The 24056-nt window shown below is 46.8% G+C and carries 25 protein-coding genes and 1 tRNA gene; 14 read left to right on the top strand and 12 right to left on the bottom strand.

Annotation, left to right across the window (positions count from 1 at the left end):
* Window positions 1–10 precede the first annotated feature (10 nt).
* The 6 genes from sucC to FD960_RS09235 form a co-directional block, all read right to left on the bottom strand.
* Window positions 11–1180, bottom strand: coding sequence for an ADP-forming succinate--CoA ligase subunit beta (gene sucC, locus FD960_RS09210; RefSeq protein WP_215298859.1), 1170 nt, complete (start codon window positions 1178–1180; stop codon window positions 11–13).
* Between the two features lie 189 nt (window positions 1181–1369).
* On the bottom strand, window positions 1370–1906 hold the full coding sequence (locus tag FD960_RS09215; RefSeq protein WP_215298860.1) for a RecX family transcriptional regulator: 537 nt from the start codon (window positions 1904–1906) through the stop codon (window positions 1370–1372).
* A 7-nt stretch (window positions 1907–1913) separates the two neighbouring features.
* Window positions 1914–2996, bottom strand: a complete 1083-nt coding sequence (gene recA / locus FD960_RS09220; RefSeq protein WP_371817454.1) for a recombinase RecA — start codon at window positions 2994–2996, stop codon at window positions 1914–1916.
* A gap of 122 nt (window positions 2997–3118) precedes the next feature.
* Complete coding sequence (locus FD960_RS09225) at window positions 3119–3655, bottom strand: DUF2878 domain-containing protein (RefSeq protein WP_215298864.1); 537 nt, start codon at window positions 3653–3655, stop codon at window positions 3119–3121.
* A 50-nt stretch (window positions 3656–3705) separates the two neighbouring features.
* Window positions 3706–3782 (bottom strand) — tRNA-Met (locus tag FD960_RS09230).
* 77 nt (window positions 3783–3859) lie between these two features.
* The gene (locus tag FD960_RS09235) at window positions 3860–4249 is read right to left on the bottom strand and encodes a hypothetical protein (RefSeq protein ID WP_215298866.1); all 390 of its coding nucleotides are present in this window, start codon (window positions 4247–4249) and stop codon (window positions 3860–3862) included.
* A 67-nt stretch (window positions 4250–4316) separates the two neighbouring features.
* On the opposite strand from FD960_RS09235, the gene FD960_RS09240 reads away from it, so the two are divergent.
* The gene (locus FD960_RS09240; RefSeq protein ID WP_215298868.1) at window positions 4317–4928 is read left to right on the top strand and encodes an MOSC domain-containing protein; all 612 of its coding nucleotides are present in this window, start codon (window positions 4317–4319) and stop codon (window positions 4926–4928) included.
* A 76-nt stretch (window positions 4929–5004) separates the two neighbouring features.
* Here the strand turns inward: FD960_RS09240 and FD960_RS09245 are convergent, their stop codons facing one another.
* A complete protein-coding gene (locus tag FD960_RS09245) occupies window positions 5005–6675 on the bottom strand; it encodes an MFS transporter (RefSeq protein WP_215298870.1) in 1671 nt (556 codons plus the stop codon).
* Between the two features lie 309 nt (window positions 6676–6984).
* On the opposite strand from FD960_RS09245, the gene ggt reads away from it, so the two are divergent.
* Window positions 6985–8583, top strand: coding sequence for a gamma-glutamyltransferase (gene ggt, locus FD960_RS09250; RefSeq protein WP_215298871.1), 1599 nt, complete (start codon window positions 6985–6987; stop codon window positions 8581–8583).
* On the opposite strand, the gene FD960_RS09255 is transcribed toward ggt, so the two are convergent.
* A complete protein-coding gene (locus FD960_RS09255) occupies window positions 8570–9199 on the bottom strand; it encodes a trimeric intracellular cation channel family protein (protein WP_215298873.1) in 630 nt (209 codons plus the stop codon). The two genes, ggt and FD960_RS09255, sit on opposite strands and share 14 nt — an antisense overlap.
* A gap of 81 nt (window positions 9200–9280) precedes the next feature.
* Between FD960_RS09255 and maiA the strand changes: the two genes are divergently transcribed.
* Window positions 9281–9961 (top strand): maleylacetoacetate isomerase, encoded by a 681-nt coding sequence (gene maiA, locus FD960_RS09260; protein ID WP_215298875.1) that lies wholly within the window; start codon window positions 9281–9283, stop codon window positions 9959–9961.
* On the opposite strand, the gene FD960_RS09265 is transcribed toward maiA, so the two are convergent.
* The 3 genes from FD960_RS09265 to FD960_RS09275 are packed head-to-tail and all read right to left on the bottom strand — an operon-like array spanning window position 9932 to window position 12639.
* Window positions 9932–10861 carry an AEC family transporter gene (locus tag FD960_RS09265; protein WP_215298877.1) on the bottom strand — a complete coding sequence of 310 codons (930 nt, stop codon included), beginning with the start codon at window positions 10859–10861 and terminating at the stop codon, window positions 9932–9934. The genes maiA and FD960_RS09265 overlap by 30 nt on opposite strands.
* A 14-nt stretch (window positions 10862–10875) precedes the next feature.
* Window positions 10876–11400: a gamma carbonic anhydrase family protein gene (locus FD960_RS09270; RefSeq protein WP_215298878.1), complete on the bottom strand. Its 525-nt coding sequence runs from the start codon at window positions 11398–11400 to the stop codon at window positions 10876–10878.
* A 36-nt stretch (window positions 11401–11436) separates the two neighbouring features.
* Window positions 11437–12639 (bottom strand): ammonium transporter, encoded by a 1203-nt coding sequence (locus FD960_RS09275; RefSeq protein ID WP_215298880.1) that lies wholly within the window; start codon window positions 12637–12639, stop codon window positions 11437–11439.
* 139 nt (window positions 12640–12778) lie between these two features.
* Between FD960_RS09275 and FD960_RS09280 the strand changes: the two genes are divergently transcribed.
* Together FD960_RS09280 and FD960_RS09285 are read left to right on the top strand one after the other, a co-directional pair.
* Window positions 12779–13141 (top strand): Rap1a/Tai family immunity protein, encoded by a 363-nt coding sequence (locus FD960_RS09280; RefSeq protein ID WP_215298882.1) that lies wholly within the window; start codon window positions 12779–12781, stop codon window positions 13139–13141.
* A 52-nt stretch (window positions 13142–13193) separates the two neighbouring features.
* A complete protein-coding gene (locus FD960_RS09285; protein ID WP_215298883.1) occupies window positions 13194–13481 on the top strand; it encodes a glycine zipper domain-containing protein in 288 nt (95 codons plus the stop codon).
* Between the two features lie 111 nt (window positions 13482–13592).
* Here the strand turns inward: FD960_RS09285 and FD960_RS09290 are convergent, their stop codons facing one another.
* Window positions 13593–14003: a rhodanese-like domain-containing protein gene (locus tag FD960_RS09290; RefSeq protein ID WP_215298885.1), complete on the bottom strand. Its 411-nt coding sequence runs from the start codon at window positions 14001–14003 to the stop codon at window positions 13593–13595.
* Between the two features lie 83 nt (window positions 14004–14086).
* Between FD960_RS09290 and FD960_RS09295 the strand changes: the two genes are divergently transcribed.
* From FD960_RS09295 to FD960_RS09335, 9 genes are read left to right on the top strand one after another with little or no spacing between them, the layout of a single operon-like run.
* Window positions 14087–15349 (top strand): putative Na+/H+ antiporter, encoded by a 1263-nt coding sequence (locus tag FD960_RS09295; protein ID WP_215298887.1) that lies wholly within the window; start codon window positions 14087–14089, stop codon window positions 15347–15349.
* A 49-nt stretch (window positions 15350–15398) separates the two neighbouring features.
* On the top strand, window positions 15399–16745 hold the full coding sequence (miaB, locus tag FD960_RS09300; RefSeq protein ID WP_215298889.1) for a tRNA (N6-isopentenyl adenosine(37)-C2)-methylthiotransferase MiaB: 1347 nt from the start codon (window positions 15399–15401) through the stop codon (window positions 16743–16745).
* The gene (ybeY, locus tag FD960_RS09305) at window positions 16735–17217 is read left to right on the top strand and encodes an rRNA maturation RNase YbeY (protein ID WP_251369784.1); all 483 of its coding nucleotides are present in this window, start codon (window positions 16735–16737) and stop codon (window positions 17215–17217) included. Before miaB ends, ybeY begins: the two co-directional genes overlap by 11 nt.
* A 56-nt stretch (window positions 17218–17273) precedes the next feature.
* Window positions 17274–18113: an HlyC/CorC family transporter gene (locus FD960_RS09310; RefSeq protein ID WP_215298896.1), complete on the top strand. Its 840-nt coding sequence runs from the start codon at window positions 17274–17276 to the stop codon at window positions 18111–18113.
* Between the two features lie 8 nt (window positions 18114–18121).
* Window positions 18122–19645 (top strand): apolipoprotein N-acyltransferase, encoded by a 1524-nt coding sequence (gene lnt, locus FD960_RS09315; RefSeq protein ID WP_251369785.1) that lies wholly within the window; start codon window positions 18122–18124, stop codon window positions 19643–19645.
* A 60-nt stretch (window positions 19646–19705) separates the two neighbouring features.
* Window positions 19706–20590 carry a glycine--tRNA ligase subunit alpha gene (gene glyQ, locus FD960_RS09320; RefSeq protein ID WP_215298898.1) on the top strand — a complete coding sequence of 295 codons (885 nt, stop codon included), beginning with the start codon at window positions 19706–19708 and terminating at the stop codon, window positions 20588–20590.
* A 16-nt stretch (window positions 20591–20606) separates the two neighbouring features.
* Entirely contained in the window at window positions 20607–22745 is a 2139-nt protein-coding gene (gene glyS / locus FD960_RS09325) for a glycine--tRNA ligase subunit beta (protein WP_215298900.1), read from the top strand.
* Window positions 22742–23314 (top strand): D-glycero-beta-D-manno-heptose 1,7-bisphosphate 7-phosphatase, encoded by a 573-nt coding sequence (gmhB, locus tag FD960_RS09330; protein WP_215298902.1) that lies wholly within the window; start codon window positions 22742–22744, stop codon window positions 23312–23314. The genes glyS and gmhB overlap by 4 nt, the downstream gene beginning before the upstream one ends.
* 7 nt (window positions 23315–23321) lie before the next feature.
* Window positions 23322–24056: a 1-acyl-sn-glycerol-3-phosphate acyltransferase gene (locus tag FD960_RS09335; protein WP_215298904.1), complete on the top strand. Its 735-nt coding sequence runs from the start codon at window positions 23322–23324 to the stop codon at window positions 24054–24056.

Raw genomic sequence — 24056 nt, forward strand, 5'->3', positions numbered from 1 at the left:
AGTTCCTTGATTATTTGTTTTTCGCAACAGCAGCAACTACCTTAGTAGCAGCTTCTGCCATTGAATCGGCGCTAATGATTGGCAAACCAGAGTCCGCAAGAATCTTCTTGCCCAGCTCCTCATTGGTACCCTTCATGCGCACAACCAAAGGTACAGTCAAATTCACCGCTTTACATGCTGTAACTACGCCATCAGCAATCACGTCGCAACGCATAATGCCGCCGAAAATATTGACCAAAATTGCTTCAACACTCTTGTTCTTGAGCATGATCTTGAACGCTTCTGTGACTTTCTCAGCTGTTGCACCACCACCAACATCCAAGAAGTTTGCTGGCTCACCACCGAACAACTTAATAGTGTCCATAGTCGCCATTGCTAAGCCCGCACCATTCACCAAGCAACCAATGTTGCCATCTAGTGAAATGTAGGCCAAATCAAACTTAGAAGCTTCAATCTCAGCTGCATCTTCTTCATCGATATCGCGATATGCAACGATTTCTGGATGACGATACAAAGCGTTTGGATCGAAGTTGAATTTAGCGTCAAGCGCCTTAATCTTGCCGTTGCCTTCGAGAATCAATGGGTTGATTTCAACCAATGAAGCATCGGTTTCCCAATAAGTTTTGTACAAGTTCTTGAATACATCACGCGCCATTGGAATAGAAGCATCAGGAACGCCAATGCCCTTAGCGATGATGTCGCAATCCGCATCTGTCAAACCAATCAATGGATCAACAAACACTTTAATAATTTTTTCAGGATGTGACTCAGCCACTTCCTCAATGTCCATGCCACCTTCGCTGGAAGCCATGATCACATTTTTCTGTGTACCACGATCAGTAACGATACTGAAATAGTACTCCTTCTTGATATCAGCGCCATCTTCGATCAAAAGACGATTTACCTTCTGGCCCTCTGGACCAGTTTGGTGCGTCTTGAGTTGCATACCCAAGATTTCAGAAGCGTATTTTTTCACCTCGTCCATGCTCTTAGCCAATTTCACGCCGCCACCTTTACCGCGACCACCCGCATGAATTTGGGCCTTTACAACCCATACTGGGCCGCCCAATTTTTCGGCAGCTTTAATTGCCTCATCAACACTAAATGCAGGAATGCCATTTGGAACTGGCACATTAAATTGGCGTAGTAATTCTTTGCCTTGGTACTCGTGAATTTTCATTATTACTCCCGAAACGGTATCTTTTTTAGCAAGCGATGAGGATTAGTAAAACCGATTTCGCCTTTAATTCATACCTACCCAATAATTAACTTAATTATGCTAATTTGAATAAATGCGAAGGGCTTGACCGACCTCATAAGTCTATCATGCTGCAATGCCGCATTCAGGCATTTTGGCTCCGTACTTGCCCTAGTCAGAGCGACCGGCTACCACCTTGGATACCACCTCAGCGCTAAAACCCTTTGAGGCCAAAAAACGATACTGACGAGCCCGTTCCTTTTGCTCCTGAGCCACGCTACCAAACTTACGCAGCCAAAGCTCATGAGCCCTCTGGTACTCAGTCTCCTTGAGGGTTCTAAGTAAATGCGCTGTTTTTAGGCTATCTACTCCCGCCTGTTGAAGTTCATCTTGGATTTTTCGTGTTCCAAATCGCTCGCTTCGGCGTCGTACTAATGCCTCTGCAAAGCGTTGATCAGACAGCCAGCCACGCGCCTCAAAATCATCCAATACCTCTTCAATCTGAATGGCCAGGGATTTGCCAGGAATAGTGGATTCAGAATCCGACTGAGGCTCTACCAATTTCAAGCTTCTCGCGACAGCCTCCTCCAGCTTTACACCCAAATCCTTGCGGCTGTACTCACGCATCGATAAAAGGCGCAAAGCCCGAGCTTTGAGACTCGGGCTTTGTTTCTTACTTTTTCTTGTTTCGCTACTTAGCTCTGACATCAAACTATTACGCTTCCTCTTCTTCGCTGACAACATCGCTCACGACAGCTGTTCCAGCCTTCACGCCCAACTTCTCACGAATCTTCGCTTCAATGTCTTGGGCAATGGCTGGATTCTCTTTCAAGAACTCACGCACATTATCTTTACCCTGACCAATGCGATCACCGTTATAGCTATACCAAGAGCCAGACTTCTCAACGATATCGGCCTCTACACCCATATCGATAATCTCACCTTCTCTTGAGATTCCGGCGCCGTACATGATGTCAAAAATGGCTTCACGGAATGGCGGAGAAACCTTGTTCTTCACCACTTTGACGCGAGTCTCGTTACCAACCACTTCATCACCCTTCTTGATGCTACCAATACGGCGAATATCCAAGCGCATAGAAGCATAGAACTTAAGCGCGTTACCACCAGTAGTAGTTTCAGGGGAGCCAAACATCACACCAATCTTCATACGAATCTGGTTAATGAAAATTACCGTGGTATTGGTGCGCTTAATAGCGCCAGTGAGCTTACGCAAAGCCTGGCTCATCAAGCGGGCTTGCAGGCCTGGCAAAGAATCGCCCATATCACCTTCGATCTCTGCGCGTGGCACCAAGGCCGCTACAGAGTCAATCACGATCAAATCAATAGAGCCCGAACGAACTAAAGCATCGGCAATTTCTAAGGCTTGCTCGCCAGTATCCGGCTGTGAGATCAGCAGATTATTCACATCCACCCCAAGGCGTGAAGCGTACTGAACATCTAAGGCGTGCTCCGCATCAATAAATGCGCAAGTTCCGCCAATCTTTTGCATCTCTGCGATCGCATGCAAAGTCAAAGTGGTTTTACCTGATGACTCTGGGCCGTAAATCTCAATCACGCGCCCACGTGCTAAACCACCCACTCCCAAAGCAATATCTAAGCCCAGCGAACCACTGGATACCACCTGAATATCTTGATGAATCTCTGCATCGCCCAATCTCATGATTGAGCCCTTACCAAATTGCTTCTCAATTTGCGCCAAGGCTGCAGTTAGTGCCTTTTGCTTGTCTCCGCTCATGCCGTCAAATTCTGATGAGGCTGATTTTTTCTTATCATCCAAGGCCATTTTTTAATTCCTTTTCGCTATGTATTGGGCTTTTTCCCGAAGTTTCTGTATTTTTTAACAACTTAGAAGTTACTGTATATAAAAACAGTAGTATTTGCAAGAAACTTTTTAAGGGTTTATGGCTGATTTTTGGATAGGCTTGATCCTGCAAGAAGTCGATCCCAATAAAAGAACAGGGGAATGGCTGCGCCCCAAGCCAGTCCAAGCAAAATAAGACCTCCGACCTGTCCATTCACTCCCCAAGCCCCTGCACCCATCCTGATCCCAGCCTCATAAGACATAGGGCCAGCAATCGCCCCAAGCACAGCACCCAAAACCGGCCTATCTCGCAACCAAGCTAAAGAACTATTCATGGTGCTAGCGACCAATGCCCAAAGCGCCCACATCCAAAATGGAGAAAGATAAGCGCTTGGCCAGGCACCCTGAAAACTCAGAAATCCCAAATTAGCAATAAGTGTGTCAGCACTCACTCCATATATAACTGAGATGATAATGAGCCTTAAGTCGGAAATACGACGGGAAGAGCGCCAGATATAAAAAGCAATATAGAGCAAAGTGCCAATGACGGGCCAAAACACCTGCTGATTCGCCGCACCCATGACGCAGGCAAACCAACCCAGCTGGAAAAAGACAAAGTTCCAAAATTTAGCCATGCTCATACCTAAGAAAAAGGCCACTGCCGGTGGGCAATGGCCTTTAGATTTGGTGGCGAATCAGGGATTTGAACCCCGGACCTGCGGATTATGATTCCGTCGCTCTAACCAGCTGAGCTAATTCGCCGAACTCGTTATTGTAAATGATCAGAAGTGTTCTGTCTAAATCAAAGGGGATGGGGGGCTTCAGCAAGGGCGGAGCCTTTACTTAATTTGGAAGGTGTTCACAGCCTCATCGCGGTTATAGCGCACAAAAACCTCGATTTTCTTCGCCAAAAAGAGCTTTTTCAGGACTTCATCCTTGTTCTCAAAAATAATCGCGGTTTGCTCAGGGTAGTGAGAAAAGGGGTCGCTCATCACCTCAATTGGCTGTCCATCTACTTTAATGAGCCTAATAGTGCGCTTATAAAGACGATCTGGTTGAATAAAGATCAGGCGCTTAATGTACTTATCCAAAACCAGCTTCTGACCCTGATCGTTGGTCTTGTAGTAATAAACCAATTCATCCTTACCATTGGTCGTAACATCGCGCTCCTCATCCCACTTTGCAAAGGTGGCCTGACTAGCAAGCGCACAAAGAAAAATTGCTGCCACTATCCTATACAGATGCATCATTTACTTTCTAAGTTTGATCAATTCATCTTATCAGTCATCCGAGTCCATGCGTCTACTATCAATATCAACCGGTAAAGTAGCAGCCCTTTTTGGCTCGCATCACCCAAATTACCAACGAGTGGCTTCTGCCATCAACAAACAATCTATTAGTGATTTAGCCCACCCACTTCCAGTAGAAATTACTCGACTAGGCGTGACAGGCGATGAACAAGCCGATCCATCCGTTCATGGTGGAATGGAGAAAGCGATTTATGTTTACCCAATCGAGCATTACACTTTTTGGAGCGAACTTCTCACTCGAGAAACAAAAAAGTCAATAAACCTTCCTATAGGGGCTTTTGGTGAAAACTTCACCATTGAAGGTTTACTTGAAGCTGAAGTCTTTGTTGGTGATGTGCTAACCATAGGCGATCTCGAGTTCACTGTCACCAAGTTACGCGAGCCCTGCTTTAAGTTCAACGCCAAGATGGGATACAAGGGAGCTGCCAAAGCCATGTTGCAATCTGGATTTAGCGGATGGTATTTGCGCGTTAATCGTACTGGTTTGATTACCCCTGGCGCACAGATTGCAATCACTCCAGGACAAAGAATCACTTCTATAGCAGATCAAAATCAAGCACTATTGAATCGCGGCAATCAAAAGAATCTTTGGGATTAACTGAGGTACTAATTGAGGTAATAAAAAAACCCGACCACTAGTGGTCAGGTTTTGATTTGATGCAGACTAGAGTGACTTAGTCTTTTGCGTAGATATCTACGTCTTTTGTTTCACGTACAAACAGTACACCGATTACCAATGTCATCGCAGCGATGATGATTGGGTACCAGAGACCGTAGTAAATGTTACCGTTTTGCGCAACCAAGGCAAAGGAGATCGTTGGCAACAAGCCACCGAACCAACCGTTACCAATATGGTATGGCAAGGACATGGATGTGTAACGAATGCGGGTTGGGAACATCTCAACCAACATCGCTGCGATTGGGCCATAAACCATGGTTACCAAAATCACCAAGTAAACCAATAAGAGCAATACAGCAACATAGTTGATGTCAGCTGGGTTTGCTTTTGCTGGGTAACCTTCTTTGTTTAATGCCTCGCGAATTGCTTTCTTGAACTCAGCATCTTTTTCCTTAGCATCAGCTGGCGCCAGGCCTTTTGCTGAGTAGCCAGGGATTTCGATATCGCCAATCTTCACAACCGCTGTGGAGCCTGCAGGTGCCGCAACAGTGCTATAGCTAGCAGAGTTAGAAGCCATCACCTGTTTTGCGATATCGCAAGAACTAGTGAATTTCGCTGTACCAGTTGGGTTGAATTGGAATGTACATTCATTCACATCAGCAGTAATAGTTGCTGGCGCAGTTGTCATCGCCTTTTCCAACGCTGGGTTAGCGTAGTGAGTCAAGGCATTAAATACTGACACTGGTGTATTTGGGATGTAAGTGATTACAGCCAATAACAAGCCACCCATGATGATGACCTTACGGCCAATCTTGTCTGACAAACTACCAAATACTACGAAGAATGGTGTGCCGATTACCAATGAAGCAGCAATCAACAAGTTCGCTGTCTTAGCGTCTACCTTCAACACTTGTGTGAGGTAGAACAAAGCATAGAACTGGCCTGTATACCAAACCACTGCTTGACCTGCAACCAGACCAAACAATGCCAAGATAACAATCTTCAAGTTCTTCCATTGACCGAATGACTCTGTCAAAGGTGCTTTAGACAATTTGCCTTCTTCTTTCATCTTCTTGAACGCTGGGGATTCGTTCATAGACAAACGGATCCAAACAGAAATCGCCAACAAAGCAATAGAAACGATGAAAGGAACGCGCCAGCCCCAGACATCAAAGTCTGCGCCAGTGAATTCACGTGTGAACAAAATCACGAGCAAGGAGAGGAACAAGCCAAGAGTAGCTGTTGTCTGAATCCAAGCTGTGTATGCGCCACGACGGCCGTGAGGAGCATGCTCTGCTACGTAGGTAGCCGCACCACCGTACTCACCACCCAAAGCTAAGCCTTGAAGCATACGCAATGCGATCAAGATTACTGGAGCGGCAACACCGATTGTTGCGTAGTTAGGCAGAATACCCACGATAAAGGTAGCACCACCCATCAACAAGATCGTCACCAAGAAGGTGTATTTACGACCAATCAAATCGCCTAAGCGACCAAATACCAAAGCGCCAAATGGGCGAACGATAAAACCGGCAGCAAACGCTAGCAAAGCAAAAATGAAGGCTGAGCCCGCATCTAAGCCTGAGAAGAATTGCTTAGCAATGATTGCGGCAAGTGAACCGTACAGATAAAAGTCGTACCACTCAAAAACCGTACCCAAAGATGAGGCAAAAATAACTTTGCGTTCTTCAGCGGTCATTGGGGCTGCTTTAGTTGATGTTGACATCAGTAGCTCCTAACTATTTTTATTGAAATAAAAAACAACGGGTCGATTATGCTTTGAAAAAAATCAAAGAAATCCACTACTTAGGGTAATTCCCCATCAAATTGGCTCGGGGTTTTCCCGAAAAATTAGCCCTGGAGCAACCTCAAAACAACAATTAGGAAATAAAAGCAGGCGATTGTCTTTGTCAGCATCACGCCCAAATTAAGTGCATGGTTATGCGTTACTCTGGAGAGAATTCGCTTTTAATAGAGGCTCAGAATAAAAAATAAAAACGCTTTATGAATAAAGTGTTTCAACGGAGAAATCAATATGCAGCAAAAATGGGGTATTCGGGGGATGGCAGTTGCACCCCACTCTTTAGCATCCGAGTCAGCATTGGCGGTTCTCAGGGAAGGCGGCAATGCGCTTGAAGCCATGATTGCCGCAGCCGCAACTATCGCGGTGGTTTACCCACATATGAACTCCATTGGTGGCGACTCTTTCTGGGTAATTCGCTCGCCAGGAAAGGCGATGGGCGGCATTGATGCTTGCGGTGCAGCTGCTGGTTTAGCGACAAAACAGTGGTATGCGGAGCGTGGCATCACCAAAGCGATTCCATTTCGTGGTGCAGTAGCAGCAAATACCGTAGCCGGAACGATTTCAGGCTGGGGGGCGGCGCACAAACTCTCCAAACAAGGTCTTGGTGGAAAAATTCCACTTTCACGCTTATTGGCAGACGCCATTGAATATGCCGAAGCAGGCGTACCCGTCACCCACAGTCAATCCAGTCTTACCGCTAAAAAACGTGCCGACTTAATTGATATCCCTGGATTTGCGGAAACATTCTTAGTCAACGGACAAGCGCCAGCGACAGGCAGCATCTTTAAACAAGAACGACTCGCCAAGACCCTGCGGCAAATTTCTAAAAAGGGAACTGAAGACTACTACCGTGGCGACTTAGCCGATCTGCTAGCCAAAGAACTCACGGATATTGGTAGCCCCCTGAGACTGGATGATCTCCATCGTCATCAAGCCAAGCTGATTGATCCACTCGAGCTAAAGCACAAGATTGGCAGCGTCTACAACATGACGCCACCAACACAAGGTGTTGTATCCCTCATGATTCTGGGCATCCTGGATCAGCTTAATTTAAAACGTTTCAAAGTAGATAGCACTCAATACGTACATCATTGTGTTGAAGCAACAAAGCAGGCCTTCAAAGTCCGAGATCAATACATCACCGATCCCGCCTATATGACTAAGCATGCGCAGTCATTTCTGTCGCCAGCCTTCTTGAAAAAACTGGCAAAGAATATTGATCCAGAAAAAGCCCTTCCCTGGGGGCAAGGCAAAGGCCCTGCTGATACGATTTGGATGGGCGTGATTGATGGCAATGGCAATTGCGTTTCATTCATTCAAAGTATTTATCACGAATTTGGCGCCGGAATTGTTCTACCTAAGTCGGGCGTGAATTGGCAAAACCGGGGTTGCAGTTTTTCTCTTGACCCCAAGACCCTCAATCACCTCGAGCCTTATCGCAAACCATTCCACACCTTAAATCCTGCAATGGCTTTATTCAAGGATGGACGCTCCATGGTCTATGGCACGATGGGTGGAGATGGACAACCGCAAACTCAGTGCGCAGTCTTCACTCGTACAGCGATCTATGGACTAGATCCACAGGATGCCATTAGTCGTCCGCGCTGGTTACTAGGTCGAACCTGGGGACAAACTAGCGATAGCTTAAAACTGGAGTCACGCTTTAGTCCATGGGTTGCCAAAGAGCTCCACGCTTTAGGCCACGAAATTGAAATGCTCGATGCCTGGGATGAAACCGTTGGACATGCCGGCTGCATTATTCGTGATCCTTCTGGCACTTTGCAAGGCGGATGGGATCCTCGCAGCGATGGAGCAGTTAGCGCGTTTTAGTAATCAATAATTTGGGTACGCGCAGGTCCCAGTAAATGGCGGCTGCGCGTAAACCAAAAATGGCGAGCATGCATACCACTGAACCCTCTAGCGTGTATTGCGGAAGGAAGTTCAGAATCACAATATAGAGACAGCATCCCAAAGTGACGGGAATCGCATATAGCTCATGTGACATTAATAATGTTTTTCTGCCAGCCAGAATATCGCGCAACAAGCCGCCGCCAATGGCCGTCACCACCCCAAGAATGACTGGCGCAACAGGCAAACCAAAATCGAGATTCCAAGCCTTGTCAGCCCCCTGAATGCCAAACAGGGCTGCACCGAGACCATCGATATACAACATCCAACGATAAATTTGTGGCTGGGTAAAAAAGGATTCAGCGATAAAGGTAATTACACAAGCGCCCAGAGCAACCCAAACGTAGATTTGTGAAATCGACCAAAACGCAGGCACATCCAAAATGATGTCGCGCAAGGTTCCCCCGCCAATTGCCGTAATCACCCCTAAAACCAGAACACCAAAAATATCGACACCGCGATCAGCAATAGCGAGTACACCCGTGACGGCAAATGCCACGGTTGCAATCATGCCAATCCAAAAATTAATGTGATCCATAGGACCTAGTCTAAATCACCGTGGGTGCGCGATCAATGAAGCCCCCAATATACTGAGGGCAATCGTCTCCAGGAATCTCTTATGAAAACTCAGCTTTATAGCTTTTGGCGCAGCTCGGCAGCCTTTCGGGTCAGGATCGCACTTAATCTAAAAGGTCTTAATTACGAAGTGATTCCGGTGCACCTACTCAAAAACGGTGGTGAACAAAACTCCCTTGAGTACAGCAAGCAAAATCCAAATAACTTAGTCCCTTTGTATGCCGATGGCGCACATACGATTCATCAGTCGCTTGCCATCATGGAATATCTTGAAGAAATTCAAGCTAATCCCCCGCTACTCCCCCACAGCCCAATAGATAGGGCATGGATTCGCTCTCTAGCGATGGACATCGCGGTTGACATTCATCCCATTGGAAATTTAAGGGTGTTGCGCTATCTCATAAAAACCTTAGGAGTCGGCGCAGAAGATAAGGATGCATGGAGCCGACATTGGATGAGGCTAGGGCTAAGCAGCCTAGAAAAACAATTAAGTAGCGACTCCAGAGTGCGTCGCTTTAGCTATGGAGATCGGCCAGGTTTATTTGAGGCCTGCTTAATTCCGCAAATTTTCAATGCCTTGAGCGCCAACTTAGATATGCAAGCCTATCCAACACTGATGTCCATCTTCAATGAATGCATGCAGCTACCGGCTTTTATTGATGCGTCCTGGGAAAATCAAATTGATGCCGAAGGATCAAACCCCGCTATTCCACCAAAGAAATAGAGATAGAGTTAATAAAGATCCAAGCGTTGTAATCAAGACTGTTCGAGAAATAATGCGCCCATCAGCGTTGTAATACTGGGCCAGCATAAATGGGCCAGTCCCAGTTGGTAAGGCCGCCAGAATGACTGCGGCACTAACCCATAGCGTAGGCAAACCCAAGAGTGGGCCCGCAATAAACCAAGCCACTGCAGGCTGAATAATCAACTTGGCAAAGCTAATGACCCACACCTGCCTAGAAGCAGAATTTTCTTTTCGCATCAAGAACAGGCCGATTGATACTAGCGCGCATGGGGTAGCGGCAGCAGCTAAAAAAGCAATCACCTGCGCCAATGGATCGTACAAAACTAAATTGGTGGATGACCAAAGGAGTCCGGCAACTGGGGCAATCAATAAAGGATTAGAGCAAAGCGATTTAATAACGCTCCAAACAATTTCGTGGGGCTTTTTATGCGACAGAATGCCAACTTCTATTAGCACTGTCGCTAAAGCGAACAATACAAAAACAATAAAAGTGGAGATGATGGCGGGAGCCAAGCCATCTTGACCTAGTGCTAATACACACAAGGGAATGCCCATATAACCCGTGTTGGAGTAGGAGGCACTTAAACCAGAAAAACTAGCGGCCGCTACGTCTCGACCGCGAGACCAGCTCATACCAAACACCAACACAAATGCGACGAGGCCACTTGTAAAGAATGCTGTGATGAATCCCAGTTGCCAAAGTGTTTGCCAACTGCTGCTAGATGCAAAATTAAATAGCTGCGCTGGTAATGCGAGCCAAACAACAAATCGATTTAACTCGATGGATGCACTCTCACCTAGCTTGCCTGTTCTGCCACAAATATAGCCAATCAGAATAAGAGCGAATACTGGCAATACGACATTAAATACGTAGAACAATTTAGAAGTGCTCTTTACGCAATTTTCTTGAGCGTCTTTTGATAGCGTTGCGCGTTTTTAACATAGCGCCCTGCAATTTCTTCGATACCCGCCATCTGCTCTGGAGTTAAAGTTTTTACCACCTTAGCTGGGGAGCCCAAGATCATTGAGCCATCTGGAAACTCTTTACCTTCGGTAACCAATGCACCTGCGCCCACTAAACAATTCTTGCCAATCTTGGCGCCATTCAGTATCACTGCACCGATACCAATCAAGCTTCCGTCGCCAATATTGCAACCATGTAGCATGACTTGGTGACCAACCGTGACACCTTTACCGAGAACCAGCGGGTAGCCAGGATCAGTATGCAAAATAGATGCATCCTGAACATTGCTACCTTCTCCAATTTGAATGAGATCGTTATCGCCACGGATAACCACCTTAGGCCAGATGCTGGCATTTTGATGTAGCTCAACTCTGCCAATCACTTCAGCGCTCTCGGCAACCCAAGCCCCATCTGCTAATTGTGGGGCGCTTCCATCTAGTTCAAATATAGCCATGACTCATTATAGGTAATGGCTATATTTTGGGAAGTCCTACCAGTTTGGTTCGCGATCTGGAGTAGACGAGATGCGATGAATGCTTAAGTCAGCACCATCGTATTCCTCTTCATGCGACATGCGAATGCCCAAGACGGTCTTCAAAAGTCCGTACACCACAAATCCACCTGTGAGGGCAATTCCAACGCCTAAAGCACTTCCGATCAACTGCCCCATGAAAGAAATGCCACCGATACCGCCCAGTGCCTTAGCGCCAAAAATTCCCGCAGCTAAGCCGCCCCATAATCCGCACAGACCATGCAAAGGCCAAACCCCTAATACATCGTCAATCTTCCAGCGGTTTTGCACCAAGGTAAACATATAGACAAAAAGTGCGCCAGCAATGAGACCGACAACCAAGGCGCCGAGTGGATGCATCAAATCAGAGCCAGCACAAACCGCAACCAAACCAGCTAAGGGCCCGTTATAGGTGAAGCCAGGATCATTACGACCAATCACCCAAGCAGCCAAGGTGCCACCCACCATGGCCATCAGAGAATTCATCGCCACCAAACCACTTACCTTATCAATGGTCTGAGCGCTCATCACATTAAAACCAAACCAACCTACCGCCAAAATCCAGGCGCCTAGCGCCAGGAAAGGAATGCTTGAAGGAGGATGCGCTGCGATATTTCCATCCTTGGTATAACGGCCACGACGCGCCCCTAGCAGAATGACTGCGGGCAATGCAATCCAACCACCCACTGCATGCACGACAACTGATCCAGCAAAGTCATGAAACTCTTCGCCAGTAAATGCCTTGATCCAGGCCTGGATGCCGTAATGCTGATTCCAAGCAATGCCCTCGAAGAAGGGGTAAACAAAGCCAACCAAAACAAAAGTGGCGATTAATTGGGGGTTGAACTTAGCGCGCTCCGCAATTCCACCGGAAATAATCGCAGGAATAGCAGCGGCAAAAGTGAGCAAGAAAAAGAACTTTACTAACTCATAGCCATTTTTCTCAGCTAATAACTCTGCGCCAGAGAAAAAATTCACGCCATAAGCAATGCTGTAACCAATAAAGAAATAGGCGATCGTAGAAACCGCAAAATCAACCAAAATTTTGACAAGCGCATTGACTTGATTCTTTTTGCGAACCGTACCCAGCTCGAGAAATGCAAAGCCTGCGTGCATTGCCAAAACCATAATGGCTCCGAGCAAGATAAACAGAACATCACTGCCTGATTTCAAAGTTTCCATTGAAGTAACCCCCTCATGTTTTTTGCATCATTATGGGGAATATCGCGACCGATTTTGGGCAAATTTGCACTCATTTAGTGCAATTCAATACCCTTAATATGGTTTATTATGAAAATTACATACACCCAAGGGAGAACCCATGAAAAAAATCTTCGCTGTTTTAGCTGTTCTAGGCGCGTTTTCTGGCCTTGCTCAGGCTCAAGAAAAAATACAAGTATTGAGCACTCAAGAACTCGTAAATGTTTGTAAGCTGCCAGCAAGTCCAGAATCACGCAGCTTCTGCATTGGTTACACGACTGCTGCTTACGACACTTATTTGACTACACGTCATCCACAACGCGCCAAGCCATACATCTGTGTAAAACAACCAGCTCCATCACGCGATGAAGTCATTGGTGAGTTTGTGAAATTTGGACAAAGCAACCAACAGGTTTTGGACAAGCCTGCCGCAGGTGTTTTCTTGGGCTTTTTGGCCGCACGCTTTCCTTGCGCCAGAAAATAATCCAAAAGACGCTTAGCCAATTCAACCTATATAGACTTAAGGAACAGTTGATATGAAAAAAATTATCGCTATTACCGCCGCAACTTTAGCAATCACAGCATGCTCAAATATGAGCAACACAGAGCAACGTACTATGTCTGGTGCTGGCATTGGTGCTGCTGCTGGCGCAATCGGCACAGCCATTTTCCACGGTAACCCAATCTGGGGCGCAGTAGGCGGCGCAGCAGTTGGTGCAGCCACTGGTTATGCATATGATGCGTATAAAAAAGAGCAAGCTTCTGAATACAACTCAGGCTACAACGCTGGAAAAAATAATCAAAAGAATCAAGCTCCAAACTAATCATTGTTAGCACCCTTGGTGCCTTGATTTAGCTTTAGTGCGCAGTAAAAAAACCCGATTTGCTTTTATGCAGATCGGGTTTTTATTTTCTTCAGACCTGAGGTGCAGACTTTATGCAGAATGAGCCTTTGAAGTCTTCTCTGCAACCGGAAATTCCGCTTTCTTCCAGGCGTTAAATCCTCCCTCTAGATGGCAAACTTTTGGCACACCCATTTTCTGCAGGGCTTGAGTCGCCAAGGCTGAGCGCCAGGCAGAAGCGCAATACAACACTAGACGTTTGCCCTCTCCAAATATAGGCTTGTAGTACGGACTAGCTGGATCTACCCAGAACTCCAGCATTCCACGGGGTGCATGAAAGGCTCCCGGAATTACGCCCTCTCGCTCGAGCTCCCGCACATCCCGAATATCCACAAACGCCGTGTTGTCGTCCTCTAAATACTGTTTAGCTTGCCCCAAAGGCAGAGTCTCAATTTCAGCCATGGCTTGCGCAATCAACTCTTGATAACCCAACTTCAATTCCATTGAAACCTCCTAAATTATCAATACTTTTTATATAGTAAATCTTGGGGTTATTACGGCGACAGCGCGCCTGATACTATGTCCCCATGAACTTTACGCCTACAGAACTTGGTGCAAGCATTATTTTTGCCATTGCAGTGCTACACACCTTTTGCACTTCATATTTCGAAACGCTTGCAAAAAAATCACCTAAGCACGCCGGACTATGGCACCTACTCGGCGAAGTGGAAATTGTCTTTGGATTTTGGGCCGCCATTCTCGTGATTTTTATCGGCCTCAATGAAAACTTAGAAACCGCTAAGACTTTTTTAAATACGCGCAATTTCACAGAGCCATTATTTGTTTTTGCCATCATGATTGTCGCGGGTAGCAAACCCATCCTATATTTCGCTGAACAGCTCTTACAGACCTTAGGCTTAGGCACTCGATTACTTCTCAGAACTCGAAGCGCACCGGTACTCTATTTTTTAACTCTAGCCATTACGCCGCTGATGGGCTCACTCATTACCGAGCCCGCAGCCATGACTTTGGCCGCATTTTTGTTGCGCGATTTAGTCTACCGGCATCAATGCTCTAAAGCCTTGCTATTTGGAACGCTGGGTGTACTGTTCGTCAACATCTCAATTGGTGGCACGCTAACCAATTTTGCGGCACCACCCGTGTTGATGGTTGCGAGCACCTGGGATTGGAGCTCAGCCTTCATGTTCAAGAATTTCGGCATCGAGTCTTGCATCGCTATTGTGATTAACGCACTCGGAGCGACCCTCCTCTTTCATCGCCAACTCATTGAACCAAGCACTTCAAAGAAAGAGGCAAAGATGCCAATGGCTGTGATTTGTGTGCATCTATTATTTTTGCTTGGTGTAGTGGTATTCGCGCATGACCCCGTTATCTTCATGTGGCTGCTCCTATTTTTTATTGGCTACACCATTGCATACCCAAAATATCAAAGCCCCCTGATTTTGAAAGAAGCCTTATTGGTGGGCTTCTTCTTGGGCGGACTAGTTGTTTTGGGGGCTCAGCAAGGATGGTGGTTGCAGCCGGTCCTTGAAATGATGAGTCCTACCGCTGTTTTTTATGGAAGTCTCGCCCTTACAGCATTAACCGACAATGCGGCACTGACGTATCTGGGCTCACTAGTGACCGGCACCTCTCCTGAATTCAAGCTAGCCTTGGTAAGCGGAGCAGTCGCCGGCGGAGGGCTCACTGTGATCGCCAATGCACCCAATCCAGCCGGCATTGCCATTTTGCGCCCACACTTTCCGAATGGTGCCGTATCAGCACTCTATCTCCTGATTGCCGCCCTTCCCCCAACATTCGTAGCGATTCTGGCCTATAGACTGTTGTAAAACGGTAAAATCTGAGCTTCGCCCCCAGCTATAAACCTGAGAACGGCATATGAAAAAGCTCTATATCAAAACCTTCGGCTGTCAAATGAACGAGTACGACTCGGGCAAGATGGCCGACCTCCTACATGCCGACGAGGGCATGGAACTCACAGACTCTCCGGAAGATGCGGATGTTGTTCTATTGAATACCTGCTCTATTCGGGAAAAAGCAGAAGACAAAGTGTTTTCCGATCTTGGTCGTTTGCGCGAACTGAAGAAAACCAAGCCCAATTTATTAATTGGCGTAGGTGGATGCGTTGCCAGCCAAGAGGGTCAACAAATCATTAGTCGCGCGCCCTATGTAGATGTTGTCTTTGGCCCGCAAACCTTGCATCGCCTCTCTGACCTCATCACCCAAAGACGTGAGACTGGAAGATCGCAAATAGATATTTCTTTCCCCGAAATTGAAAAATTTGATCACCTTCCTTCTTCTCGACAAACTCGTGGGTCGGCTTATGTCTCCATCATGGAAGGTTGCTCCAAATATTGCAGCTACTGTGTCGTTCCCTACACCCGCGGGGAAGAAGTCTCACGTCCATTTGATGATGTGCTGACTGAGGTTGCCGGCCTTGCGGCGCAAGGTGTAAAAGAAATTGTTTTACTAGGACAAAACGTAAACGCCTATCTTGGCAAGATGGGTGGCACAGAAGAAATTGCTGACTTTGCATTACTGATTGAGTACATCGCAGAAATTCCGGGGGTGGAAAGAATTCGTTTCACTACTAGCCATCCTAAAGAATTTACCCAGCGCTTAATTGATGTGTATGCAAAAGTTCCTAAGCTAGTAAGCCATCTTCACCTACCAGTCCAACATGCTTCTGATTCAGTACTATCAGCTATGAAGCGTGGTTATACGGCCCTCGAATATAAAAGCATTATTCGTAAGATGCGCGCTGTTCGACCGGACCTCACCCTCTCTAGCGACTTTATTGTGGGCTTCCCTGGCGAGACTGATGAAGATTTTGCAAAGCTATTAAAAATGGTTGAAGAGCTCAATTTTGATAACAGCTTTTGCTTCATCTTTAGCGCTCGCCCTGGAACACCAGCAGCTAACTTAAGCGATGACACCCCTTATGAGGTAAAGCTAAAGCGACTGCAGACATTGCTTGCGCTTGTAGAGTCTCAAGCAAATCGCATTAGTCAAAAAATGCTTGGTAATACCGAGCGGGTACTTATTGAAGGTCTAGCTAAAGATGGCGTTAACCTGCAGGGGCGTGCCGCCAATAACCGTGTCATTCATTTCACCGCGCCCGATGAAGATATCGAAACTCTTATCGGACAAATGGTCGATATTCACATTACCGAAGTACTCAACTACACTCTCAGAGGCGAGTTGGTAAATACCCATGCCCATTAAGATGCCAGCCAAGATTTCACCAAAATTAGAAATTGAGATTCAGCTTGCTAGTGCGGCGATTGAAAATACGCTCAGCACCATTGCTTCAGCAAACCTCATCAAAAAATGGGTGAAAGCAGCAACTCCCCATAAGGGCTTAATTACTTTGCGCTTTGTGAATCAAGCAGAAGGCAAAAAATTGAATGCGGCTTTTCGGAATAAAGATAAGGCCACTAATGTACTAACCTTCCCTTATGGGTTGACTAAAGAAACGGTAATGGCCGATATTATTTTCTGCTTGCCAGTCATTACAAAAGAGGCTCGCGAGCAAGGCAAAGCAGCGAAGGCCCATTTAGCCCATTTAGTGATTCATGGATGCCTGCATGCGCAAGGACTCGATCATGAGTTGGAGAAAGAAGCCAAAAAAATGGAAGCCCGAGAAATTGCGCTCCTCCAGTCTTTGGGCTTTACTAACCCATATATCCCCATTTAAAGCCTCTTGAGGCCGCACTTCATTGAAGTTACTTATTTCTGCGATATTCTTGCCATATGCCTGACCCCAATAAATCCCTTTTAGAGCGCCTAGCTGATTTTTTAACGCCTCAACCGACCAGTCCGGCCGAACGACGCCAAGAACTGATTGACACCCTGAGGGAAGCGCAGACTGAAGGTTTAATTGATGCAGATGCGCTCTCCATGATTGAGGGAGTTTTTCAGGTGGGTCGGCTATCCGCCCGCGACATCCTGGTACCTAGAGCCCAAATCGATTGGATCGACATCAATCTCCCGCTGCCAGATATCATCAAAAGCGTTATCACTGCAGCCCACTCACGCTTCCCGGTATTTGAAGGTAGCCGCGACAATGTGATTGGCACATTACTGGCAAAAGATTTATTGCGCCACTCGACAGAAAAAGATTTTCAGGTACGTGATTGGTTGCGTCCTGCAGTATTTATTCCTGAATCAAAACGCCTGAGTGTGTTGTTGCGAGACTTTAAAGATAATCGCAATCATCTGGCGATTGTGGTGGATGAATATAGCGGTGTTGCTGGAATCATTACGATTGAAGATGTGCTTGAACAAATCGTGGGTGATATTGAAGATGAGCACGATATCGATGAAGAGGCAGATAACCTGATCTCTCTAGATAACGGCGATATTCGAGTCAAGGGTATTACCGAACTCGAGCAATTTAATGAAGTAATTGGCACTCAATTCGACGTTGAAAACATTGAAACGGTTGCCGGCTTAGTGATTCAGCATTTGGGCCGAGTACCTAAAATTGGTGAGCGCATTGAGATCGATGGGATTGAATTTGAAGTGCAACGTGCTGACCCACGACAAATTCACATCCTACTTGCTCGGCAACTTCCCAAAAAACCTGATTGAGCGTTGACTTGAGTGATCGGCAAACGGTAAGCCCCTTCAGAGGCTCTAGACTGCTCATCATCGCCCTGCTTGGCGCGCTACTCGCCGGGGCCGCTGAACTCCCCTTTGGCGGATGGATTCAAATCCCTATCCTCAGCTTAGTTTGGTGGCAACTACAAAAAAATCACATTCATTCAATTAAAGGCAGTCTGATTTCTGGCCTGTCATTCGGCTTAGGCTATTTTGTTATTGGCCTCTGGTGGATATATATCAGCCTTCATGATGTTGGGGGAATGCATGCCATCATCTCCGCGGCAGCAGTTTTATTACTGGCCACTGGGATGGGATTATTTTTTGCCTGCGCTTGCTTACCCCTCTACCTCAAAACAGCATCACGCCTGAGGGGCCTAGTGCTGGCCTCTAGCTGGGTTATTGTGGAATATATCCGGGGCACCATTTTTACTGGATTTCCGTGGATGGGCTTTGCCGAGGCACAAGTCAACGGCCCGTTTGCCCCTGCCACACCCATCTTTGGTGGCCTTGTTTGCACTTTTCTCGTTATATGGATTTCTTGGGAAATCCTTCAATTGAAAAAACAAGCTCGCTTTAGCGGCATATGCATCATCTCTGCGATTGTGCTTTCGCAATTAGTAGGTATTTGGGCGTTCACCAAACCCACAGGAGAGCCGCTGAGTATTCGACTGATTCAAGGCAATTTTGAACAAAGCCTTAAATTCAATCCTCAAGCGATTCAAGAGCAATTTATTTTTTATACGGCTGCAATCAAAAAACAGGCTGCCGACCTCATCATTACGCCAGAGACTGCATATCCATGGCCTCAAAATAATCTTCCTTCGGGATTGATTCAATCATTGCAAGATTTCTCAAACCACTCCTTCAGCAATGTATTGATTGGACTCATTGGTGAGACTTCCCAATCCCAAGATTCGCAGTACACCAACCGTGCGCTTGGTATCTCCCCCAATATGCCAAGTTATCAATACGACAAATCACACCTTGTACCGTTTGGCGAATTTATCCCCCCTGGTTTTCATTGGTTTGTAAACGCCTTCAATGTCCCCATGAGTGACTTTGCCCGCGGCAAGCCAGACCAAGCTCCTTTTGGCATTCAGCGCGCCCAACAAGAAACCATTAATGCCGCTATCACCATCTGTTACGAAGACGTATTTGGCGGCGAACTAGCCACGCGAATTCGTGGAAGCAGCAAACCAGTCAACTTACTCATCAATATGACTAATCTTGCGTGGTTTGGGGATTCTCAAGCGCCAGGACAACAGCTCAGGCTTTCACAATTGCGCTCACTAGAAACCGGACTACCGTCAGTGCGGGCAACCAACACCGGCATCACAGCAGTATTAGGGCCAAACGGCCAAGTTCTCGCTGAGCTGCCAAAATTCACCCAAGGTGTTCTAGAGTTCAAAGTACAGGCTTATTCTGGACTAACCCCTTATGTCATGTGGGGGAATGCCCCCATTTTGGGGCTTTCTTGCCTCCTGCTAGTCCTAGGCGCAATTCGACAAAGACGGATTTAGCAGTTATTTCATAGTTCACCAGCTTAGCCATGTAAAATCAAAGGCTTAGCCAGGTTAATCATGCTTACTTTTCAGCAAATCATTCTCAAACTCCAAGATTACTGGGACCAACAAGGTTGCGCCCTATTGCAACCTATTGACCTTGAGGTCGGTGCCGGTACTTCTCACACAGCCACTTTCTTGAGGGCCATCGGCCCTGAGCCATGGAAGGCGGCCTACGTTCAACCTTCGCGCAGACCGAAAGATGGTCGCTACGGAGAAAACCCAAACCGCTTACAGCACTACTATCAATATCAAGTTGTGCTCAAACCAGCTCCAGAAAATATTCTCGAGCTCTACCTGGGATCTCTTGCCGCCTTAGGTCTAGATCTTCAAAAAAATGATGTGCGTTTTGTTGAGGATGACTGGGAAAACCCAACTTTGGGCGCCTGGGGTCTGGGCTGGGAAGTTTGGCTTAACGGCATGGAAGTGACTCAGTTCACCTACTTCCAACAAGTTGGCGGCCTTGATTGCAAGCCAGTGCTCGGTGAAATCACATACGGTATTGAACGTTTGGCGATGTACATCCAAAACTGCTCCAATGTATATGACTTGGTTTGGGCGGATGGCATCTCTTATGGTGATGTGTACCATCAAAACGAAGTGGAGCAATCTTGCTATAACTTCGAACACTCTAATACCGACCTCCTTTTTGCGAATTTCACTAACTACGAGAGTGAAGCGAAGCGCTTGATGGAAGTGCCATTGGCTCTACCCGCTTATGAAATGGTTCTCAAAGCCGGGCACACTTTTAATCTATTGGACGCCCGTGGCGCCATCTCTGTCACTGAGCGTGCAGCCTATATTGGCCGTATTCGCAATCTTTCTCGCGCCGTAGCACAAGCTTATTTTGAGTCTCGAGAAAAGCTGGGATTCCCTATGTGCCAACGCCAAGCCAAAGTATAAGTAGCGCAATCTAAATATGAGTACATCGAACCCTCTCTCTCAATCAGACTCTGTATTGATTGAAGTATTTACTGAAGAGCTTCCACCAAAGTCGCTGCGCCGCTTAGGCGATGCATTTAGCAGTGGTATTTTTGCCGCACTAAAAACCGCGGGACTCTTGAGTGAACACTCTATAGCTACAAGCTTCGCGACCCCGCGCCGCTTGGCCGTTCAGATTAGCCATGTTTTAAGTCAAGCCCCTGATTTCCCAGTGCGTGAAAAGTTATTGCCAACGAGCATTGCTTTTGATGCCGAAGGAAAACCCACTGCCCCGCTACAAAAGAAGCTTGGTGCATTAGGCTACGCTGATATCGATATTTCTACACTTGAAAAATCAGGTGAAGGCAAAAACGAAGCGCTCTATCTCAATGTGATTGCCAAAGGCGCAGCGCTAGAAAAAACTGCTCAGCAAGCGCTTGAGCAAACACTAAGCAAGCTACCGATCGCCAAAATGATGCACTACCAAGTGCTACAAAAAAATGGTGAGTTGGCTGATGTTGAGTTTGCGCGTCCCGCACACCGCATCATTGCCATGCACGGCAAAAACACACTCGCCTTAAGCGCGCTTGGAATTGATGCGGATAAGCTAACAGAAGGGCATCGCTTTCTTGCTCCAGGCGTAATCACGATAGCCTCTGCAGATCAGTACGAATCCGACCTTACCGCTAAAGCAAGGGTGTTGCCTAGCTTTAATAAGCGCCGTGAATATATAGAATCCGCCTTGCTCAAAGCCGCAGGTGGCGACTTGGTTCTGATGCCCGATAGCTTGCTAGATGAAGTTACCGCCCTAGTCGAGTGGCCTGCAATTTACGAATGTCATTTTGATCAAGAGTTTTTGGAAGTGCCTCAAGAATGTTTGATCTTAACTATGCAGACCAACCAAAAATACTTTGCGTTGACTGACAAGAACGGAAAGTTACGCAATCGCTTCTTGATTGTGTCGAATATCGAAACTGATAAGCCTGAAGCCATTATTTCCGGCAACGAGCGCGTTGTACGCCCACGCCTTTCAGATGCTCGCTTCTTCTTCCAGCAAGATCAAAAACGTCCATTAGCATCTCGTGTTGCGGATCTCGGTAAAGTGGTTTATCACAACCAACTAGGCAATCAATTAGATCGCACTCAGCGTGTCCAAGCCATTGCAGTGGGCATTGCAAAAGCACTGGGTACTGATGAGAGGCTTGCTAGCCGCGCTGCTGAGCTTGCTAAGACGGATTTGTTAACCGATATGGTTGGCGAGTTTCCAGAGCTCCAAGGCATCATGGGTCGTTATTACGCAACGCATGATGGCGAGAATGTTGAAGTTGCCTCCGCCTGTAGCGAACACTATATGCCGCGCTTTGCTGGCGATGCTTTACCTGAAAGCCAAACCGGGACTATTCTCGCAATTGCTGACAAGCTTGATACACTCGTAGGCATCTGGGGTGTTGGACTTGCCCCAACTGGCGATAAGGACCCATATGCTCTACGTCGCCATGCCCTAGGCATCTGTCGCCTCTTGTTAGAGAAAAATCTTGCTCTCAATCTCCCAGAGTTGATTGAGCTTGCGCGCAAGCAATTTCCACAGAAAGACGTTCAAGAAAAAGCCAAGGGCGAGGACATTTACGCCTTCATCATTGATCGTCTCCGCGCTTACTTGCGCGATCAATCTGTCGCTGGAAAGCCATTTACCACTGAAGAGATCGATGCTGTTTTAAGTCAATCACCAGCGCAACTCAATGATTTAATTGATCGTCTAACCGCCTTGCGTGAATTCAATGCCTTGGCGGAAGCGGCTCAGCTCGCCGCTGCTAACAAACGGATTAGCAATATCCTCAAAAAGACGGCTACCGCCATTCCTGCCGCTTGCTCAAGCACGCTCTTACAAGTTCCAGCGGAAATTGCTCTTCACAAAGCCCTTGAGAGTATTGCGCCAACCCTGACTTCAGCCTATGAGCAACGTCAGTTCGTAGAGCTCTTAAAGGCGCTAGTGGCTTTGAGTGGTCCGATCGATCAATTCTTTGCCGATGTCATGGTGATGGATCCCAATCCCGAGCTGCGCGATAACCGCTTAGCCCTCCTGCAACAACTTCACCAGAAAATGAATCTCATTGCCGATCTCGGCAAATTAGCATGAGCACTAGCTCCTCTAAATTGATTATTCTCGATCGCGATGGCGTGATCAATGAAGATCGAGATGACTACGTCAAATCAAGTGAAGAGTGGATTCCCCTGCCTGGCAGCCTAGAGGCTATCGCATTGCTCAATCAAGCTGGCTACCAAATTGCTGTTGCCACCAATCAATCTGGTTTAGCCCGTGGTTACCTCAGCATCAACGACTTACATGCGATGCATAGCAAAATGGCTAAATTACTAAAGCCTTTGGGCGGCCATATCGATAGCGTTTTCTTTTGCCCGCACATTGATGAAAATGCCTGCGACTGCCGCAAGCCCTTGCCAGGGATGATGAAAGAAATCGCCCTACGTTACAAAAAAAATAATAGCAGCACTCCTTTGTTGGGTGTACCTATTGTTGGCGACTCATTACGTGATTTACAAGCAGGGATTGCTCTTGGTGCGAGCCCTCATTTAGTATTGACTGGCAAAGGTAGAAAAACCTTGGAAAAGGGTAATCTGCCTGAAGGGACGCAAATTCATGCGGACTTAATGGCATTTGCAAACGCACTCTTACAAGATAAGGTCTAAAGCAAAAATGATGTATTTACGCTCCACCCTTTTCGCCCTATTTCTATTGATCTTCACGCCAATTTGGTCAGTGCTCTGTATCTTGGCATTTCCATTCTTAAATCCTGAGAATCGCTACCGCTTCATCGGCTTATGGAATAAGGTTGTCATTTGGATTTTGCAGCCGCTTTGCGGAATTCGTTATGAAATTCGTGGCATGGAAAATATGACTGCCGTCTTGGATCAGCCGGTCGTAGTGCTGAGCAAACACCAGTCCGCCTACGAAACAATTGCTTATATCGCTTTACTGCCAAAACAACTATGCTTTGTTTTTAAGCGGGAGTTACTTTGGATTCCTTTCTTTGGCTGGGCACTGGCTTTGCTAAAGATGATTCACATTAATCGCAATAGCAAAGAAACCGCTGCACTCTCCGTGGTGGGACAAGGACGTAAGCGTCTCAGCGAAGGCAAGTGGATCTTATTGTTTCCAGAGGGCACCAGAACACCTACTGGTTCACATAAGCCGTACAGCAAAGGTGGCGCACGACTAGCAAGCGCTACGGAAGCACTTGTCATCCCCATCGCCCACAATGCCGGCCGATGCTGGCCTAAGAATAGCTTTCTGAAGCAGCCTGGAACTGTGATTTTCTCAATCGGCCCTGCGATTGCCTCCGCTGGCAAAACCGGTGGTCAATTACATCAAGAAGTCGAAAAGTGGATTGAAGCAGAAATGCGTGTGATTGATCCATCAGCCTACAAGTAA

This window comes from Polynucleobacter sp. AP-Nino-20-G2, from assembly GCF_018688235.1.
Lineage (GTDB): Bacteria > Pseudomonadota > Gammaproteobacteria > Burkholderiales > Burkholderiaceae > Polynucleobacter.

What these genes read in the sequence shown, in the direction of transcription:
- sucC (WP_215298859.1), bottom strand. Translation starts at nt 1,180, where the DNA reads ATGAAAATTCACGAGTACCAAGGCAAAGAATTACTACGCCAATTTAAT.
- FD960_RS09215 (WP_215298860.1), bottom strand. Translation starts at nt 1,906, where the DNA reads ATGTCAGAGCTAAGTAGCGAAACAAGAAAAAGTAAGAAACAAAGCCCG.
- FD960_RS09225 (WP_215298864.1), bottom strand. Translation starts at nt 3,655, where the DNA reads ATGGCTAAATTTTGGAACTTTGTCTTTTTCCAGCTGGGTTGGTTTGCC.
- FD960_RS09240 (WP_215298868.1), top strand. Translation starts at nt 4,317, where the DNA reads ATGCGTCTACTATCAATATCAACCGGTAAAGTAGCAGCCCTTTTTGGC.
- FD960_RS09245 (WP_215298870.1), bottom strand. Translation starts at nt 6,675, where the DNA reads ATGTCAACATCAACTAAAGCAGCCCCAATGACCGCTGAAGAACGCAAA.
- ggt (WP_215298871.1), top strand. Translation starts at nt 6,985, where the DNA reads ATGCAGCAAAAATGGGGTATTCGGGGGATGGCAGTTGCACCCCACTCT.
- FD960_RS09255 (WP_215298873.1), bottom strand. Translation starts at nt 9,199, where the DNA reads ATGGATCACATTAATTTTTGGATTGGCATGATTGCAACCGTGGCATTT.
- maiA (WP_215298875.1), top strand. Translation starts at nt 9,281, where the DNA reads ATGAAAACTCAGCTTTATAGCTTTTGGCGCAGCTCGGCAGCCTTTCGG.
- FD960_RS09270 (WP_215298878.1), bottom strand. Translation starts at nt 11,400, where the DNA reads ATGGCTATATTTGAACTAGATGGAAGCGCCCCACAATTAGCAGATGGG.
- FD960_RS09275 (WP_215298880.1), bottom strand. Translation starts at nt 12,639, where the DNA reads ATGGAAACTTTGAAATCAGGCAGTGATGTTCTGTTTATCTTGCTCGGA.
- FD960_RS09280 (WP_215298882.1), top strand. Translation starts at nt 12,779, where the DNA reads ATGAAAAAAATCTTCGCTGTTTTAGCTGTTCTAGGCGCGTTTTCTGGC.
- FD960_RS09285 (WP_215298883.1), top strand. Translation starts at nt 13,194, where the DNA reads ATGAAAAAAATTATCGCTATTACCGCCGCAACTTTAGCAATCACAGCA.
- FD960_RS09290 (WP_215298885.1), bottom strand. Translation starts at nt 14,003, where the DNA reads ATGGAATTGAAGTTGGGTTATCAAGAGTTGATTGCGCAAGCCATGGCT.
- FD960_RS09295 (WP_215298887.1), top strand. Translation starts at nt 14,087, where the DNA reads ATGAACTTTACGCCTACAGAACTTGGTGCAAGCATTATTTTTGCCATT.
- miaB (WP_215298889.1), top strand. Translation starts at nt 15,399, where the DNA reads ATGAAAAAGCTCTATATCAAAACCTTCGGCTGTCAAATGAACGAGTAC.
- ybeY (WP_251369784.1), top strand. Translation starts at nt 16,735, where the DNA reads ATGCCCATTAAGATGCCAGCCAAGATTTCACCAAAATTAGAAATTGAG.
- FD960_RS09310 (WP_215298896.1), top strand. Translation starts at nt 17,274, where the DNA reads ATGCCTGACCCCAATAAATCCCTTTTAGAGCGCCTAGCTGATTTTTTA.
- glyQ (WP_215298898.1), top strand. Translation starts at nt 19,706, where the DNA reads ATGCTTACTTTTCAGCAAATCATTCTCAAACTCCAAGATTACTGGGAC.
- glyS (WP_215298900.1), top strand. Translation starts at nt 20,607, where the DNA reads ATGAGTACATCGAACCCTCTCTCTCAATCAGACTCTGTATTGATTGAA.
- gmhB (WP_215298902.1), top strand. Translation starts at nt 22,742, where the DNA reads ATGAGCACTAGCTCCTCTAAATTGATTATTCTCGATCGCGATGGCGTG.
- FD960_RS09335 (WP_215298904.1), top strand. Translation starts at nt 23,322, where the DNA reads ATGATGTATTTACGCTCCACCCTTTTCGCCCTATTTCTATTGATCTTC.